The organism is Bifidobacterium oedipodis (assembly GCF_012932425.1).
Lineage (GTDB): Bacteria > Actinomycetota > Actinomycetes > Actinomycetales > Bifidobacteriaceae > Bifidobacterium > Bifidobacterium oedipodis.
Genome location: NZ_JAAIII010000008.1, coordinates 1 through 17,193 on the forward strand (window position 1 = coordinate 1; position 17,193 = coordinate 17,193).

At 55.9% G+C, this 17,193-nt stretch carries 12 protein-coding genes and 1 tRNA gene; 2 read left to right on the top strand and 11 right to left on the bottom strand.

Translation table 11 applies throughout. From position 1 onward, the window contains the following. Nucleotides 1-644 precede the first annotated feature (644 nt). On the top strand, nt 645-1,745 hold the full coding sequence (locus G1C95_RS11095; RefSeq protein ID WP_169173022.1) for an ATP-binding protein: 1,101 nt from the start codon (nt 645-647) through the stop codon (nt 1,743-1,745). Nucleotides 1,746-1,807: 62 nt separating this feature from the next. Here G1C95_RS11095 and G1C95_RS12810 read toward each other — a convergent pair whose 3' ends face one another. From G1C95_RS12810 to G1C95_RS11130, 7 genes are all read right to left on the bottom strand, one after another. Further along, the gene (locus G1C95_RS12810) at nt 1,808-1,933 is read right to left on the bottom strand and encodes a DUF6199 family natural product biosynthesis protein (RefSeq protein ID WP_417852276.1); all 126 of its coding nucleotides are present in this window, start codon (nt 1,931-1,933) and stop codon (nt 1,808-1,810) included. 324 nt (nt 1,934-2,257) lie between these two features. Beyond that, entirely contained in the window at nt 2,258-5,005 is a 2,748-nt protein-coding gene (locus G1C95_RS11105; protein ID WP_169173023.1) for a polyribonucleotide nucleotidyltransferase, read from the bottom strand. A 292-nt stretch (nt 5,006-5,297) separates the two neighbouring features. Beyond that, a complete protein-coding gene (gene rpsO / locus G1C95_RS11110; protein WP_169173024.1) occupies nt 5,298-5,567 on the bottom strand; it encodes a 30S ribosomal protein S15 in 270 nt (89 codons plus the stop codon). A 163-nt stretch (nt 5,568-5,730) separates the two neighbouring features. Then, nucleotides 5,731-6,411, bottom strand: a complete 681-nt coding sequence (locus tag G1C95_RS11115; protein WP_169173025.1) for a hypothetical protein — start codon at nt 6,409-6,411, stop codon at nt 5,731-5,733. A 73-nt stretch (nt 6,412-6,484) separates the two neighbouring features. Then, nucleotides 6,485-6,558 (bottom strand) — tRNA-Gly (locus tag G1C95_RS11120). Nucleotides 6,559-6,824: 266 nt separating this feature from the next. Continuing rightward, nucleotides 6,825-8,678, bottom strand: coding sequence for an alpha-amylase family protein (locus G1C95_RS11125; RefSeq protein ID WP_169173026.1), 1,854 nt, complete (start codon nt 8,676-8,678; stop codon nt 6,825-6,827). A 146-nt stretch (nt 8,679-8,824) separates the two neighbouring features. Beyond that, nucleotides 8,825-9,364 carry a holo-ACP synthase gene (locus G1C95_RS11130; protein ID WP_169173027.1) on the bottom strand — a complete coding sequence of 180 codons (540 nt, stop codon included), beginning with the start codon at nt 9,362-9,364 and terminating at the stop codon, nt 8,825-8,827. Nucleotides 9,365-10,043: 679 nt separating this feature from the next. Here G1C95_RS11130 and G1C95_RS11135 point away from each other — a divergent pair. Continuing rightward, nucleotides 10,044-11,108 (top strand): LacI family DNA-binding transcriptional regulator, encoded by a 1,065-nt coding sequence (locus G1C95_RS11135; protein ID WP_169173028.1) that lies wholly within the window; start codon nt 10,044-10,046, stop codon nt 11,106-11,108. 207 nt (nt 11,109-11,315) lie between these two features. Here G1C95_RS11135 and G1C95_RS11140 read toward each other — a convergent pair whose 3' ends face one another. From G1C95_RS11140 to G1C95_RS11150, 4 genes are all read right to left on the bottom strand, one after another. Next, on the bottom strand, nt 11,316-13,295 hold the full coding sequence (locus G1C95_RS11140; protein WP_169173029.1) for a glycoside hydrolase family 32 protein: 1,980 nt from the start codon (nt 13,293-13,295) through the stop codon (nt 11,316-11,318). Between the two features lie 63 nt (nt 13,296-13,358). After that, a complete protein-coding gene (locus G1C95_RS12440; protein WP_205832824.1) occupies nt 13,359-14,279 on the bottom strand; it encodes a carbohydrate ABC transporter permease in 921 nt (306 codons plus the stop codon). Between the two features lie 9 nt (nt 14,280-14,288). Further along, nucleotides 14,289-15,272 carry an ABC transporter permease gene (locus tag G1C95_RS12445; protein ID WP_205832825.1) on the bottom strand — a complete coding sequence of 328 codons (984 nt, stop codon included), beginning with the start codon at nt 15,270-15,272 and terminating at the stop codon, nt 14,289-14,291. 74 nt (nt 15,273-15,346) lie between these two features. Further along, nucleotides 15,347-16,957 (bottom strand): type 2 periplasmic-binding domain-containing protein, encoded by a 1,611-nt coding sequence (locus tag G1C95_RS11150; protein ID WP_169173030.1) that lies wholly within the window; start codon nt 16,955-16,957, stop codon nt 15,347-15,349. Between the last annotated feature and the right edge of the window lie 236 nt (nt 16,958-17,193).

Below are 17,193 nucleotides of genomic sequence, written 5' to 3' on the forward strand. Positions count from 1 at the left end.
CAAAAACCCCAACCCCCATCAACGCCCCTCGGCGACTCCCACCAACAGGCAGGAGCGGGGATCGGACTGGCAATCATTGACTATAAAGAAGTAGTACAAACACACTCTTGAGTTCTCAAACCACCACCACAACAGGCGCACAACACCCCGGAAACAATCAAGAACCGGAACCCCAGCGCCAAGCGGCAACAGATGAATAACCTACACCACCCCAAACCAAAACGCAAACCCACCCAACCAAAACAACCCCAAAACCACTGGAAACACTCACATCCACCGGCGTGTCGAAAACGGCCTTCTAAGAGCACACTCACACTCAAACAACGCCACCAAGCCACAAAAACCATCAAAAAACAAACCCAGGCATGTCAAATACGCCGAATAAAGGTCAATCCAGCACTTCTCCAGTAGCCACAGAGCGGCCCGCCATTGGTTCTCCACTTGAAACAAAAGGAACAATCATGTCAGCAAGTACGTTCTATTCGTTCTATTCGTTCTATTCGTTCTATTTCTGGCATCAGTAGTCTCAGAATCTTTGCTTAACAACACCACCAACACGAGTATTGGTTTTATCACCACATGTATTCTATTATTCTTCTAATTATTCTATTACGGTAGCAAACACGGATGGAAAGGATTCCTGTATGTCATTCCCGGCCAACCCATTCAAGCCAACAGCAGGCGTAATGCCACCCGTGCTCATCGGCCGAAGCCTGATATGTGAAGACTTTTCCGAAGGACTGGACGACGGCCCCGGTGCCCCAGATCGCCTCATGCTGATATCAGGCCCTCGTGGCAGTGGCAAAACCGTGATGTTAATAGAATTGCGCAAACTTGCCGAGCAACGTCATTGGTTCGTCATTGACGAAACCGCTAGTAGCGGCCTATGTGATCGGCTAATCGCACAAATCGCTCCGGATCATGGCATCTTCGCTGGCACCACCATCAAACCCTCACTCATGGGAGCAAGCCTCGGCGAGGTGTCAATCGCACCGGCCCTCCGCCCCTCCACGCTGCGCGACGCCATGAATGCCAGATTAAAAACGCTGGGGAAGGGCAAGGGATTGTTGATCACTATCGATGAAATCCAAGATGCCGACGACACAGACATCACTGCCATCGCAACAGCTGCACAGCATATGTTTCGTGAAAACGCAAATGTTGCGTTTGCGTTCGCAGGACTCCCTCAGGTTATTTCTGACTTGTTGAACGCCAAAGTAGTCACGTTTCTTCGCCGAGCATCCTTGAAAAAACTCGGTGATGTCCCACTGGATGACGTGCGCGAGTCATTTGCACATACCATCCGCAGCAGGGGCATCACGATAGACGACACCGCACTGGAAGAAGCCACGCAAGCTACGGAAGGATATCCGTACATGATTCAACTCGTTGGCTATCACATGTGGCGGGCAGCTCGGCGTCGCAAGACAAATGCCTCCAATGAAATCACGGCGGAAGACGTACAAACAGGCATTATCCAGGCAAGGGCCCGTCTTGGGGAAGGAGTGTGTGCACCGGTAATCGACAAGCTGCCTGAACGCGCGGTCGATTATCTCAAAGCCATGGCTAAAGACAACGGCCCCTCACGCACTCAGACCATCGCCAAACGCATGAATGCAACCATGGATTATGCCAACCAATATCGCGTCAAACTCATTGAAGAAAAAATCATCAACGCACCAGAACGCGGCACAGTGGACTTCACTATCCCCTATCTACGCGAATATCTGAGAATACGCGAGTAGTCTCACACTGCCGCTCAGCGACTGACCGGATGATATGACCTGCCTGCATCTATTGTCAGGTATTAAAAAAAGAAAATGGCTGAAGCAATGGCACAAATAATAAATATTATTCCACCTATGCGCATTGCAGCGATATAGAAATCAGTCGGCTCTCCATTCTTTACCCATAGAAAATTTCTATTTTCCATAACTTTTCAGGAAAACAAAGCATACCTATGCCCAATATTCCCAAAATAATCATCAAGATAACAGCCGGCATTAGGCCCATCCTTTCAGCTTGAAATCCCACCGTTGATCCCAAAACTAAAGTAAAAATAACCACTATAACAACAGTGTTATCTGTTTCAGTTTTTACCTGTTAATCGTTAATGATACAGCTGTATGTCTGGTATGGCAAAGCAATTATTGTCTGCGCTCTTATAGTTGTGGGACAACAAAAAATGGGCAACCCGTTGGGGTTGCCCATGGTGTTATCGCTTAGCGGCTAGGCTGCGATAGTAATCCGAAAGGACTCAGTCCTCGAACGGATCAAAGTCGCGACGCACGCGGCGACGCGGACGCTCGGAGCGCTCCTCGCGATCGGCGCGGTAATCGTCATAGTTGTCATCGGTGGCATAGCGCGGGTTACGATCCGAACCACGGCCACGGCCGGAGGAACGACGCTCGGAACGATCGTCATCGCGGTCAGCGGCGCGACGGCGACGCGGACGATCATCCTCATGGTCATCGCGGTCAAAATCACGATCATCACGGGAGCTGCGGCGATCGTCGCGATCATAGTCGCGGTCATCGCGGTCGGCACCACGACGACGGCGCGGACGATCATCACGATCATCGAAATCACGATCGTCACGATCAGAACGGCGACGACGCGGACGATCTTCGAAGTCATCATCGAAGTCATCGGAGCGGCGGCGACGCGGACGATCATCACGATCATCGAAATCACGATCGTCACGATCAGAACGGCGACGCTCCGGGCGACCACCACGGCGATCATCGCGACCGCCACGACGGTCGTCACGACCACCGCGACCGCCACGGGCACCGGATTCCTGATCCTCGAAACCGGGGATGGCCAGCGAAATCTTGCCGCGATCATCTACGCCCTGCACGACGACCTCAACGGTGTCGCCTTCCTTGAGCACATCCTCAACGGCGTCGATACGCTCACCGTTGGCGAGGTTGCGGATCTGGCTGATGTGCAGCAGACCATCGGTGCCGGGGGTGAGGTTCACGAACGCACCGAAGGAGGTGGTCTTAACGACCTTGCCGTTGTAGGTTTCGCCGGCTTCGGGAACGTGCGGGTTGGCGATGGAGTCGATGATCTCCTTGGCCTTGAGCGCAGCCTCGCCACCTTCGGAGGAGATGTAGACGGTGCCGTCATCTTCAATGGCGATTTCAGCGCCGGTATCTTCCTGGATCTGGTTGATCATCTTGCCCTTCGGGCCAATGACTTCGCCGATCTTGTCCACAGGCACGGTGGTGGTGATGATGCGCGGAGCAAACTCGCTCATCTCAGCCGGGCCGTCGATGCACTCGTTGATGACCTCGAGGATCGTGGTACGGGCTTCCTTGGCCTGCTGCAGGGCTGCGGCCAGGATGTCAGCGGGGATACCGTCAAGCTTGGTGTCAAGCTGCAGGGCGGTGATGAACTCGGCGGTGCCGGCCACCTTGAAGTCCATATCGCCGAAGGCATCCTCAGCGCCCAAGATATCGGTCAGCGTCTTGAAGATGTGCTTGCCATCCACATCGCCGGAGACCAGACCCATGGCGATGCCTGCGACCGGGGCCTTCAGCGGCACGCCGGCGGCCAGCAGCGACAGGGTGGAGGCGCACACGGAGCCCATGGAGGTGGAACCGTTGGAGCCGATAGCCTCGGAGACCTGGCGGATGGCGTAGGGGAACTCCTCGCGACCCGGCAGCACCGGCACAAGGGCCTTCTCCGCGAGGGCACCGTGGCCGATTTCACGACGCTTCGGGGAACCGACACGACCGGTTTCACCGGTGGAGTACGGCGGCATCTCATAGTTGTGCATGTAGCGCTTGGACTGCGGGCCGGACAGCGCGTCAATCTGCTGCTCCATCTTGAGCATGTTCAGGGTGGTGACGCCCAGAATCTGGGTTTCGCCGCGCTGGAACAGAGCGGAGCCGTGCACGCGGGGCACAATATCCACTTCGGCGGACAGGGTGCGGATGTCACGCAGGCCACGGCCATCGATGCGGTAGTCCTCGGTCAGGATGCGGCGACGCACAATCTGGCGCTGCAGCTCCTTGAAGGCGTTGCCGAGTTCCTTCTCCTTCTCGGCGTCGTCCATATCCTCGAACTCATTGGCGATGGTCTCGCGCACCACTTCCTTGATTTCGGCGATGCGGTCCTGACGCGGCAGCTTCTCGGCGATGGAGAGGGCCTCGTCGAGATCCTTGTGGGCGATCTCGTCGATGCGGGCGTACAGCTCGTCGGTGTACTCCGGGAAGAGCTGGAATTCCTTGGTCTCCTTGGCGGCGATCTTCTTGAGCTCGTTCTGGGCTTCGCAGATCACCTTGATGAACGGCTTGGCGGCTTCCAGACCACCGGCGACGACTTCCTCGTCCGGCTTGGTCTGGCCCTCGTCATAGATGAGGTGCCAGGCGTTCTTGCCAGCACCAGCCTCAATCATGGCGATGGCAACATCACCATTGTCGATCACACGGCCGGCAACAACGATTTCGAACACGGCGCGTTCGCGCTCGCTCCAGCGCGGGAAGGCAACCCACTGGCCGTCGATCAGGGCCAGACGAACACCGGAGACCGGGCCTTCGAACGGCAGACCGGAAATCATGGTGGAGGCGGAAGCGGCGTTCAGCGCGATCACATCGTACGCATCGTCAGGGTTGACGGCGAGCACGGTTTCGACGACCTGCACTTCGTTGCGCAGCGTGTGCGGGAACAGCGGGCGCAGCGGGCGGTCGATGATGCGGCAGGCAAGGATGGCTTCGGAGCTCGGACGGCCTTCGCGGCGGAAGAACGAGCCCGGAATCTTGCCGGCGGCGTACATCTTCTCTTCGACGTCGACAGTCAGCGGGAAGAAGTCATAGTTCTCCTTCGGGCTGGAGCCAGCGGTGGTGGTGGACAGAATCATGGAATCGTCGTCAAGATAAGCGGCCACAGCACCATCAGCCTGCTGTGCCAGACGACCGGTTTCGAAGCGCAGAGTGCGCGTACCGAACGATCCATTGTCGATTACGGCCTCAACGGCCTTGATTTCGGGACCCTCCATGGGGTTCCTCCTTCTTGAATTATCAGTGTTTCCTACATACTTGTCTCGCGGCTTGGCTTACAACCCCATGGCCGCGACTGTCCTCTTCAGCGGACAAAACATACCTTGGTTCCTTGTTTCGGCAGCCCCTTGGCCGCCGCCCCTCGTGTCAACCCCTCATTCGGGTTCTCTGTCGGCCTCGTCCTCACGTCTGTTCAGGCCTATCCTCTAACCCTCTTGCCGTTGTTGCCGTTGGCAGGCGATATGTAAAACGCCCGAGCACCATCCGGGGTGCTCGGGCGGAAGTCTTGAATTATCGACGCAGGCCCAGACGCTCAATCAGGGAACGATAACGGTTGATGTCGTTCTTCTTGAGGTAGTCAAGCAGACGACGACGGGAACCGATCATCAGCTGCATACCACGACGGGAGTGGTGATCGTGCTTGTGCTCCTTGAGGTGCTCGGTCAGGTCGGAGATGCGCTTGGACAGCAGGGCCACCTGAACCTCCGGGGAGCCGGTGTCGCCTTCGTGCGTTGCGTACTCGTTGATGATCTGGGTCTTTTCTTCAGCCGTCAGTGCCACGGCATCCTCCTTATGGTCGTTGCGCGGTGTCCCGAACAGGCTGCTCGAAACGCTCTCTATCCGCGGGCGTTTTACGCCAAAGGGAAACTATACGGTGAGGTCGCGACTAATCCTGCGAACTTGCGCGGCACCATACAAAACTGCACGGAAGTTACGTGGCTGCCTACACCGTGGTCAGCAGACCACCAAACAATACAACCAACAACGCAACGGCTTCGATAACAAAGCACAGGATGAAGCTGGCCCAACTTTTAGTCAGTACATTGAGTCGCGACTGCTTTTTAATCACCACCAGCAATCCGACGAACACTACGGCATACACGGCGATGCCGATGGCGGCGGCCATAATACCTATATTCGCGGCGTTCGCCAGATTGGCCTGATCGCCGTACACCACATAGGTCGAATACCAAAAGTTGAGTTTGAGCATGCTCAGACCGGCGACGAATTGCTCGGCGGCTAGCCCCGCGATAAAGACGATGAGCCACGGCCAGGAAGGCGAGACGACCACGGCCATCGCCAACCCCACATAGGCAACCAGAACCGTAACCCATCCGACGAAGGCGATGCCCTGCGGATTGAGGCCTCCCAACACAGCAATAACGGAAGCGGTGTCATGCACCGCCATCGTGCGACCTAACCAGTAGGGCGCGATAATGGCGACCAGCACAGCAAGCACAATTATGGCCCAGCGCAGTGGGTGGGAACGTCCGCGCTCGATATCTGCCAGCGACAAATCAGTTTCAGGAATGGATGCCTCGGGATGCTTGGATACCTTGACGGTTTCGATGCCGCCCCCGACAATTTCAGTAGCTGTATTGTTGTCGTTGCGTTCGCCGGTCATAGCGCCACCGTCCTCCGCAGTATCAATTCAGTTGCCCGATATGAAGAAAGCCGGATTGCTCCGGCCTCTCCCTTGGAGCGGATGACGGGAATCGAACCCGCGTAATCAGTTTGGAAGACTGAGGCTCTACCATTGAGCTACATCCGCGTATGGTGTCGCTTTTGGCGACTTCGATATTATACATGAGGGGCGGAGAACGTGCGAACATACGACACGTTCGGCAAATTATTCACGCATTTTTGCCACGTTGCTGTCACCTTTGCCGCCGCACACACAGGCTTGCCGACAGACGTAATAATGCTGCGATTACGCAGTATTACGCCATTTCACCATTGCATACGAAAAGGGCTTGGCGCACTGTTGCTCACACAACACGCCAAGCCCTTCTAGCGATGGCTCAGATCAACTGCAGATCAGCTGCAGACGATGACCTTCTCCTCATAGGCACCGAGCTCCACACGGGCAGGCAGATTCACGCCTTCGATGCTGATGAGTTCAGCAGTCTGCGCTTCTCCCGTGAAGTTGAACAGGCCCACGATCGTCCGCTCCCCCGCCTTGCGTACCACGGCCAGCACACCGTCATTGTCGGTATCCCACGTGGTCACCCAAGCGTCGGGCGCAAAGCAGGGATCGTTACGCATCGCACGCAGCGATGCCATGCCTTCCCACAACTCGTTCTGCAAAGTGCCAGGCTTGTTGCGTTCGGCAGCCTTGGTCCAATCGAACTTGCTGCGGTGCAGGTTGCGGCTATCGGCGATACGATCGGGATCCTCCTTATAATCCCAGCCGTTGAGCTGGCCGATTTCGTCGCCGCAGTTGAGCATCGGGAATCCACGCAGGAAGGCCATGGCATGGTGCAGCAGCAGATCGCGGCTCACTGCTGTTTCCAGCGCTGGCTTGTCATGCGTGATAATCGCCTTTTCAATGCCGCACAGGGAGGCTGCGGTGCCGCAGCTGCGGGCGTCTTTGCTGGCCTCGTCGTAGTTGTAGAGCTCACCCATGGCCCAGCTGCCGGGCATGGCACCCTCATAGAAGTGGTACAGGAATTCCTTGTGCTTGAGCGGATCGATGCTCAGGCGCACTTCCTCGTCCTCGTCAAGGCCCCAGCCGATGTCATCATGGCAGCGCAGATAGTTGACGAACCAGCAGTTGCTGGGCAGCGCGTTGAGCTTGTCGAGCTGATTCTTCAGCAGACGCACGTCGCCGCTGGCAAGTGCGCTCCACAGGTTGACCATGATGGACACGTTGTACAGCATGTGGCATTCAGGATGTTCGGGGGTGCCGAAGTAGGCGGCGAGCTCCTTTGGCGCCATGACGACCTCACCCTTGAGCACCACGGCCGGACAGACGATCTCCAGCATCATGCGCATCATGCGCACGATGGTGTGCACCTGCGGCAGGTTACGGCAGTTGGTGCCCAGCTGCTTCCAGATATAGGGCACGGCGTCAAGTCGCAGCACTTCCACACCAAGGTTCGCTAGGTTCATAACGCTTTGCATCATGGACACGAACACCTTGGGGTTGCGGTAGTTGAGATCCCACTGGAACGGGTAGAACTGGGTCATCACCCACTTGCCCATGCGTTCGTTCCAAGTAAAGTTGCCGGGTGCAGTGTTCGGGAACACCTGCGGTACGACGGCATCGTAGCGATCGGGCACAGTGCGATCGTCATAGCAGAAGTAATAGTCCTGGTACACCGGGTCGCCCGCCTGCGCGGCCCTGGCCCAACGGTGTGAGGATGCGGTGTGGTTCATGACGAAATCAAGGCACAGGCTGATGCCGGCTTCGCGCAGTTTGGCAGTGAGCGCAGCCAGATCCTCGTTGGTGCCGAACATTGGATCGACGGTGTCGAAATCCTCGACCGCGTAGCCGCCATCGTTATCGGGGTGCGGCATTTTCAGCAGCGGCATGAGGTGCAGATAGGTGAGCTTCTGCTCTTTGAAGTAGTCAATCTTGCCTGCCAGCTTCTTCAGATCGCCGGCGAACAGGTCGGTGTACATAGTCATACCGAACATGTCACCGCGCATGTACCATTCGGGATCGGCTTCACGAGCCAGATCAAGCTGTTTGAGATCGGCAGGGCGGGCGGCGAAGGCGTCGGCCATGGCACGCTCGAATGTGGAGAGTTCCGGCGAATCGCCGTAGATCATACGGAACAACGATTCGAGTTCATCACGGTGGCGGTCGAGGCGAGCGGCGAAAACGGCGTCATCAGCAGTTTCGCTTGTTGCTGCAGTGGTGGATTGAACTGTGGTCTGTTCGGCCATCGGAACTCCTTTGTGGTAGATGCCTAACTTCGTTGTTGCTATGTAATATATCGCGCGCGGGCGCGAATATCAAACCGGTTCGACACGTCGGCGTGTTCCTGCCACGACACATACGCTTCATCAGCGAATTTGTTCGATTCCGCCCGCTATTCGAGGATTACCACAGCACTGGCAACGGGGCCGTCGTGGCTCAGCGAAATGCGAAACACATGGGGCGTCTGTACATAATCGGACGGCGCAGACGAAAACCCAGGCCGACGGATCGCGGCAGACGCGCCTGCCATAGCTCCCGGCACTGGCATCGGCAGCGAGCGCGGCGACCTCTCACTTCTCACCGGCGGCAAACTGTCACGTAAGGTGCGCGCCACATCGGCAGCAAGCATCACCTGGGGGCGACCACGATCATCATCAAGGATTTCAATGCCGCGCCAGGGAAAATTGTCCAGCGTGTACGGGCTGGGATTGTCCCCTAGTGCCTGTTCCCAAGCCTTGAGCACAGCTTCTTTGCCTGCCCATTTTGCTGCCAGATGCACGGCCTCACCATCATGCTTAGCTTGAGCACGGGCCGTGGCCTGCCGCAGTTCACGCACCGAAAACAATCCTTTGATGCGCGAACCCGGCATCGCCAGCTGCTCGGCGAACGCCTCCACATCGACCACATCATGACCCACTGCCGCAATACCCATGCCAACCACCTTACAAGCTTGTCGGCCTACCGCATCCAACGGCTGTTAGCGTGGCATCCAATCCACACGTGGACTCAAAGCCACGCTGAGTGTTCCCCAGCCGTGGCAATCGATCCATGCCGTGGCGTCGGAGCCACACTGACGCGCTCAGCGATGCTTTCAATCCACACGTGGACTCAATACCACGCTGAGCGCACCATTAGCGTGGCAACCAATCCACATGTGGACTTAAGACCACACTGAGCGGCCCAGTGAAGCTTCCACACCACCAGATGGACTCAATGCCACGCTGAGATTACCGTCAGTGTGGTCTTCAATCCACACGTGGACTTAAGACCACGCTGAGGAATACGTAATAGAGCCTAAACAGTGCTTACACCACGATGGTATTGCCCGCCACAAACCTCATACGTCAACATTTGACGTCAATAGAATCAAGAGTTTTCACATCGACACCCTGAAGCCCTCACAAGCTGTACGTCAAACGTTTGACTGACTACTGTGGTCAGCAAATGGATGTCATATGCCACCGCAACGGCGAGCAATGACTTACAACAGTGATGTACGTATCCAGCACAGGCTGGGCCCGTGACGAATCGCCGCACACGATCAGCACCGTATCGCTGACGGCTGCTGACGATTGCTGACGACCATCCGGGCAGCAAGGGGGAACAACATTATGGTTACCATGAGAAATATCGCCGAACAAGTCGGCGTCTCTATCTCCACTGTTTCCTTGGTACTCAGCGACAAGGATCGAGGACGGGTTCGCTCAGACATCGCTCAGCGCATCCGCCAAGCCGCACTTGAGCTCGGATATCAGCCGAATCGTCTTGCCAGCGGGCTTCGCACCAACCACAGCCGCATCATCGGTTTTCTTAGCAACGAAGTAGCAACCACACCATTTGCTGGCCGCATGCTCGAAGGCGCACAGGATGCTGCTCTGGCTTTAGGCTATATGCTGCTTACCATCAATGTGCACGATAACGACAGAGAAACCGACCGCGAAATCACCGCACTTAAGCAATACGGCACGGATGGGTTTATCTACGCTCGCATGTTCAACCAGTCCACCGTGCTGCCCGCGCCACTGGACGGATGCCGAACCGTAATCGCCAACGGCACCGACGCCGAAGGGCAAGCGCCATCCATCATCCCTGACGAATACCACATCGGCTTGTGTGCCACCAATCACCTAATCGAGACTGGCTGCAAACGCATTGCCTACATAGGCACCGTGCATACCATGATTGCCCAATCTGGTCGCGTTGCCGGATATCTTGACGCCTTGTCAGCACATGGCATTCCTTTTGATCCGGAAATCATGATCAATGTGGATGACGGTGCCGACGCTGCAGCACGATTGCCTGCGTTCTTCAATGCGCATACCGATCTCGACGGCTTTTTCTGTTTCAACGATACTCGCGCGTGGGGCGTGTACGAAGAAGCAGCCCATCGCGGATTGGTTATCGGCAAAGACATTGCGGTGGTTGGCGTGGACAATCACGAGGTTATCGCCGAAGCAATCGATCCGCCGCTCTCATCAGTGGAGTTGCCACACTATGAAATGGGATATTGGGCAGTCGGCAAGCTGGTTTCAATGCTGCAAGGCGAAACGCCGGAGCCGTTCCCCTGCGCCGGATACCCCATTAATCGTGCGCAGCTGCCACCGCTGACGGATAATCATGCAAAAATCACCTGCCAGCTGCGCATCAAGCAATCTTGGTTCCGTCGCAGGCCCTGAAAAACTATGTGCAATATAGCTATACGATAATCCCGCACGATAACCGGTGACTATATAGCCTGCGCTATATAGTCACCCCATATACAAAAAGGTTCCGTAACCAACCTATTTATGTTGGTTACGGAACCTAGTATGTCGCGCGTTCGGCAGGGAAACAGCACACCGCGCGACAGCTTTGATCAGTCCAGCAGCGGTTCGGGTATGGCATCACTGCCAAATACTGTTTAACGAACGCGCCGTGAACTCGTTGGCCTGACCTTTGGTGCGCAATGTGCAGCGGATAGGCCCAGCTGTTGGTTGGAACAGCATACTGCCTGCGGATTCACCGTCATTCAGAAACACTTCTGCGATATTGCGATCAAAGAACACTTCCACATGACGCACTTCGTCGATACCGCTGTCAAAGTCGACATCGTCGACGCGCAAACCATGCGTCACTATGGCGGTGGCACCATTGCGACGCGTCAGGCGCACGTATGATGCGTCGCCGTCATGCGCTGGCGCACCAGTCGCCAGCGTCATCTCGAAGTCGGCGTCATCAGCCATATGCAAATCGGCATAATAGGCACCACTGGCCGCAAGGAAGGAGCGTTCGCCATCCCCAATCTCCACATCAATCGGGGCACCGAGCAGATGCTCATACACTTCGGCGACAGGTTTGGCATACAGTCGGCCCTCCCACATATGCAGCTCGCGAGGCAACGACATCGCGCCATTGGCGGCATACAGACGTTCGGTACGAGCGCCGGGAAAGTCGGTATACCAAGCGATGACGATGCGACGGCCGCGATCATCGCGGAAGCTTTGCGTGGCATAGTAGCCACTGCCGAAATCAACCCACCCGCTGGATGTGACAGACAAGCGCGGCTTGCCTTCAACGGCCTGCAAATCGCCCGCATACCAGCGCACCGGCTGGAAACGGCCTTGCTGATCACGGTAATGCATCAACGCACCAACCGCCACAGTCGAGCCGTCCAAGGCGAACAGATCAGGGCATTCGAACGTGCGGGCAAGTGCATGGCCGGCATCGGCAAGCACCGGACCCTCATAGCGCCAGGTGGCGTTACGCGCCAGCGGCTTGGCGCTGGAATACAGCATCATCGCCGGCATGCTCGTAGTATCAGAAGGCTGCTGGCCAGCAACACCATCCTGCATGGTGGTGTACCATCCACGCGTCGAACGCGAGGCGACACCGGGCAGGCCGGGATTCTCTCGATCCTGGAACATGGGAGCCGTTGCTGCATCCAAGACATCGCCGGCACCGGGAATGCTTGCCGCCGGCAGATTCGAGGCAATCACCATATAGGCGCGATCGCCATGCACAGCATCGCCAGACAAACCGCATTCCACCTTCGGATCACGGAAATCCAAACCGCAATCATCATTCGGGCGCACCACAATCGGCGATTCGACGGAGACATGTACGCCGTCCTCACACAGGCAAGTGGTTTGGTATTCGGTGACGGTTTCCTCATGGCCGCGGTTTTCCAAATGCCTGGTGAGGAACAGTCTGATGGCCACAGCCTGATCGCCCTCACAGGGCATACCGTCGGCATCCACGGTCACTGCAGAACCAGAGAACGCTCCGCCGGTCAGTTCAGGGTCATCGGCGAACTCGGGCTGTGGTTCAAGCACCACAGGCAGGTGCGTCCAATGAACGAGATCACGGCTGACCGCATGCCCCCAGTGCATGCAGTCCCATCCCCATCCGTATGGATTGAACTGGTAGAACATGTGGTAACGGCCCTGGAATCGACATAATCCATTCGGATCGTTCATCCAATGCACGAACGGTTCGAAATGCGCCCCGGATCGGCCTTCGCCGCCATAGATTTGCGCAGTGGTCGGCAGCACTGGCCACTCGGATTCGGCCGGGTTGAGATTGACATATTGAACGCCGCGATCAATAAGGTCATCACACTCGCTGAGGTAGGCGAAACGTATATCCATATTGTCGAATGCGATTGCGATATCGGATTCGGAGGGCACCGTTATCCGGAAATGATGCCGCCGATGCCCCTCAGGCATGTAGTACATGCGCTGATTGCCATTCGCCGAGATGCCAACATATGCATCTGCGGATGCTGCGGATTCCGCAGGCTCCGCAAATCCCTTGCGTTCGACGAACAGCTCCAGCACCGTGTACGGGCCCGTGCTGAACGTGACTGTTTCGCATGTTGTAGTCATAGTTATTGTTTCCCTTTCACACCAAGTTCGCGTCAAGCCGTTCACATGCACCATGCATGCAAATCAGCCCTTGACCGCACCAAGCATCACGCCCTTGTCGAAGTACTTCTGCAGGAACGGATAGGCGACCAGCAGCGGCAGCGTCGAGACGATGATGATGCCGAATTTGATCTGATCGGCCGCCTGCTGCTGTGCTGCGGCATCCACATTCGTACCCGTGCCCTGTGCCACCAGCAGCAGCTGCTGAAGTACCACCTGCAATGGCTGTTTGGTGTCATCAGTGATGAAGATAAGACCTGTCATGAAGTCGTTCCAATGACCGACGAAATAGTACAGACCGATCACCGCCAGAATCGCGGAACTGAGCGGCAGAACGATCTTCACGAAGTAGCCGATGTAGCTCAGACCGTCGATTTGCGCAGCATCATGTAGTTCCTCAGGAATGGAGGTGTCGAAGAAGGAGCGGGCGACGATGACGTTGTACACGCTTACCGCACCGGGCAGGATGAACACCCACATGGTGTTGTTGATGCCGAGGTTCTTGTACAGAATGTAGCTCGGCACCAAGCCGCCAGCGATGAACATCGTGACGGTGAAGAGGAACATGATCAGACGCCGTGCCTTGAATTCTCGGCGGCTGAGCGCGAAGGCAACAGGAATGGTGACCAGCATATTCACCGCAGTACCGACCACGGAATAAATGATGGTGTTCACATAGCCCTGCCAGATACGTGCGTTGGCGAATACTTTTTGATAGCCAATAAATGTGACATCTTTGGGCAGCAACGTCACCGAACCGGCCGCAACCGAATTCGGATTCGAAATCGATGCCATGACCACGAACCACAACGGGTAGACGGTGGCAATCACCACCAGAATAATCAGACCATTGATAGTGACGGTCGCCGCCCAGTCGCCAACCGTTTTCTTCTGGCGAACCGGTTTGTTCCAAGGAATATCAGTTCCGGTAGTTGCAACAGACATGATGCGCTCCTAGAAAATGCTCGAATCCGAAACCCGCTTCGAAATCGCGTTCGCCGTGATCAGGAAGAGGAAGTTAATGATGGTGTTGAACAGGCCGATAGCCGTCGAGTATGAATACTGACCGTTGAGAATACCGATTTTGTACACATATGTGGAGATGACTTCGGTGGCCGGCATATTCAACGCATTCTGCATCAGGTAGATTTTGTCGAATCCGACGTTCAGCACCGAGCCCATATTCATAATGAGCAGGATCGAGCAGGTCGGCAGAATCGTCGGAAAATCAACGTAACGAATCAGCTGCATGCGCCCGGCACCGTCGATTTTGGCGGCCTCGTACAGCGACGTGTCCACCGAGCTCAGCGCGGCCAAATAGATAATCGAATTCCAGCCGACGTGCTGCCAGACTTCAGAGATCCAGTAGACGGCGGTAATCGCCGTGGTGCTGCCCATCAAACTTTCATCGCCGAAGAAGCGACCGATGATGCCGGAGCCTGGGGATAGGAAAATGTTCAGCATGGAAACGATCACCACCACCGAAATGAAGTGCGGCATATAGGTGATAGTCTGCACAAATCCTTTGATGCGCTTGGAATGAATCTGGTTGATCAGCAGCGCGAGGATGATCGGGAAGATGAATCCCATAACCAACGTCCACAACGAAATGCGGATGGTGTTGGTCATGATTTCGCCGAACAGCGGGTTATGGAAGAAGTCGAGGAAATACTGCCATCCTATGAACTTGCCTCCGGTCAGTCCCTTGCTCGGATCGAATTCGCGGAAGGCAAGCTGAATACCCCACATGGGCACATAGGCGAACAATCCCACAAAAATCAGCGCGGGCAAGCTCAGCAGCCACAGCTGCCAATACCGAGACCAATAGAAGGCAATACGATTGGCGATTCCCTTTTTGCCACGGCGTGGAGCGTTGCCTTCCAAACGTGTTGCGGCGGGCGTTCCCTGAGTATGCGAAGAAGAAGCACTGGCTGTCATGATAATCCTTAGAACCTGAGGGATGAAGCGAGGGCCGGGCCCCGGCCAATGGATGCCGAGGCCCGGCCGTAATGTCACTTGGTGTACTGGTCGTACCACTTCTGCCAAATCTGGATGTTCTCATCGAGACCCAGGCTCGGCTCGCTCACCTTGGAGACGTAGCTATCCCATTCCTTGTCGACGCCGCCGCTCTGCACCCATTTGGCGAGCTGGTTGTTCGCATAGTTGGCGATGGCAGTGTTGTTGTTCTGCAAGATATTGGTGTCTTCGGTGTTCGGACGCACATAAATCGGCACCACATCGTTGATAGGATCAACATGTTCGCGGGCGGGACGCACCGCCTGATCGGAGGCCGTTACCTGATCAGCGTTGGTATCGTTGACCATGGTCACATCATCGCGAATCCAACCGCCGAAGCGATCCTGCAGTGCGATGGAGCGAGTATCCGGGTATTCGGCGTAAGCCTTGTCTTTATTGATGGTGTACTGGTGGTTGCCATCGTTGGAGACGATATCGGGGATGGAGCCGAAGTAGCCCTGAACCGAGCCTTCTTCGCTATACATGGCATCGATGACCTTATAAATGGCATCCTGGTTGGCGGCGTTCGGGTTCACACTCAATCCGGCACCGGCGTAGGCCCAGCGTGCAGCGTTCTGCGAATAATCCCACTTCACATCCTCATCAGGCGTGGAAGCATCCTTCTTCAGCGGCGGCAACGTGACATACTGTTCGCCCAAGGCATCGCCGAATTCGCTGAAGTTGGACCAGCCGAAGGTGACGCCGGTCAGTGCAGTCTTACCGTCGCTGATGGTCTGCGCGTTATATTGTGAGGCATCACGCGTCAGCACGTCCTTGGGGATGAGGCCTCCGGCCATCAGTTCGTGCAGGTAGGAGATGACATCCTTCAGCGCGTCGGAAGTGTAGTAGCTCTTAATTTTGCCGTTCTCCACATAGAAGCCCTGTTCGGAGGCACTGCCGCCCATGAACGAAGTGACAACCCCCTCGGAGTTCATCAGCGTAAGCGGGCTCCACAGCTGGAAACCAAGGCTGCGGATGTTCATCGGAATCTCATCGGCCTTGCCATTGCCGTTCGGATCCTGGGTTTTGAACGCCTTGAGCACGGTTTCAAGCTCGTCCCACGTGGTCGGCATGTCAAGCCCGAGCTTATCCAACCAAGTTTTGTTAATGAACATATGTGTGCCGGACACTTCGTAGCCCTTGCCACGGTCAGAAGGCAGCAGCGGAATCTTTTTGCCATCCTCAACATACTTCAGCGCATCGGGCTGAGCCTTGAAGAAAGCCTTGACGTTCGGCATCTCGTTCAGGTGCGGCTTAAGATCCTCGAAGTAATCCTTGTACTTGGCGGCGTCAACGGAGCTGAACAACGACAGACCAATGTCCGGAAACTCGCTGGCGGCCATTTTCGCACTCTTCTGCTGGCCCCAAGCGTTATCGGAGACTTCCTGCCACTGGATCGTGCAATCGCACTGGGCCTCAAGATACTTGGAATACTGCGTATCCTTCATGGGGTGATCCGTCACGTTACGGCGAACCATGATGTTGACAATCGGCTTGCCATTCGCATCGGTGGTGGGCTGGCTGTTGCCTCCGCAGGCGGACAGTGGAATAATCATCGCCAACGCAGCCGCAGCGGCAACGGCAATACGCACACTTCCTCGTGCCATGATGTTCTTCTTTCCTTCGTAATAATCCAATCCCCGCACGCAAACGATCAGTCTTGGAACGATGATCATGCGTCCTTGACTGTGCTGTATTCGTTGTGCGGTAGTTTCAAGTGTATGAAGGAGGGCCAGTAGCATCAATCGTTTGACGTAATGACGTCAAACGATTTGGCCTGTGTTTTCGAGCCACAACAATATCGTTGCGGCGTGTTGCATTCGTCAACAATTTGACGTCAATT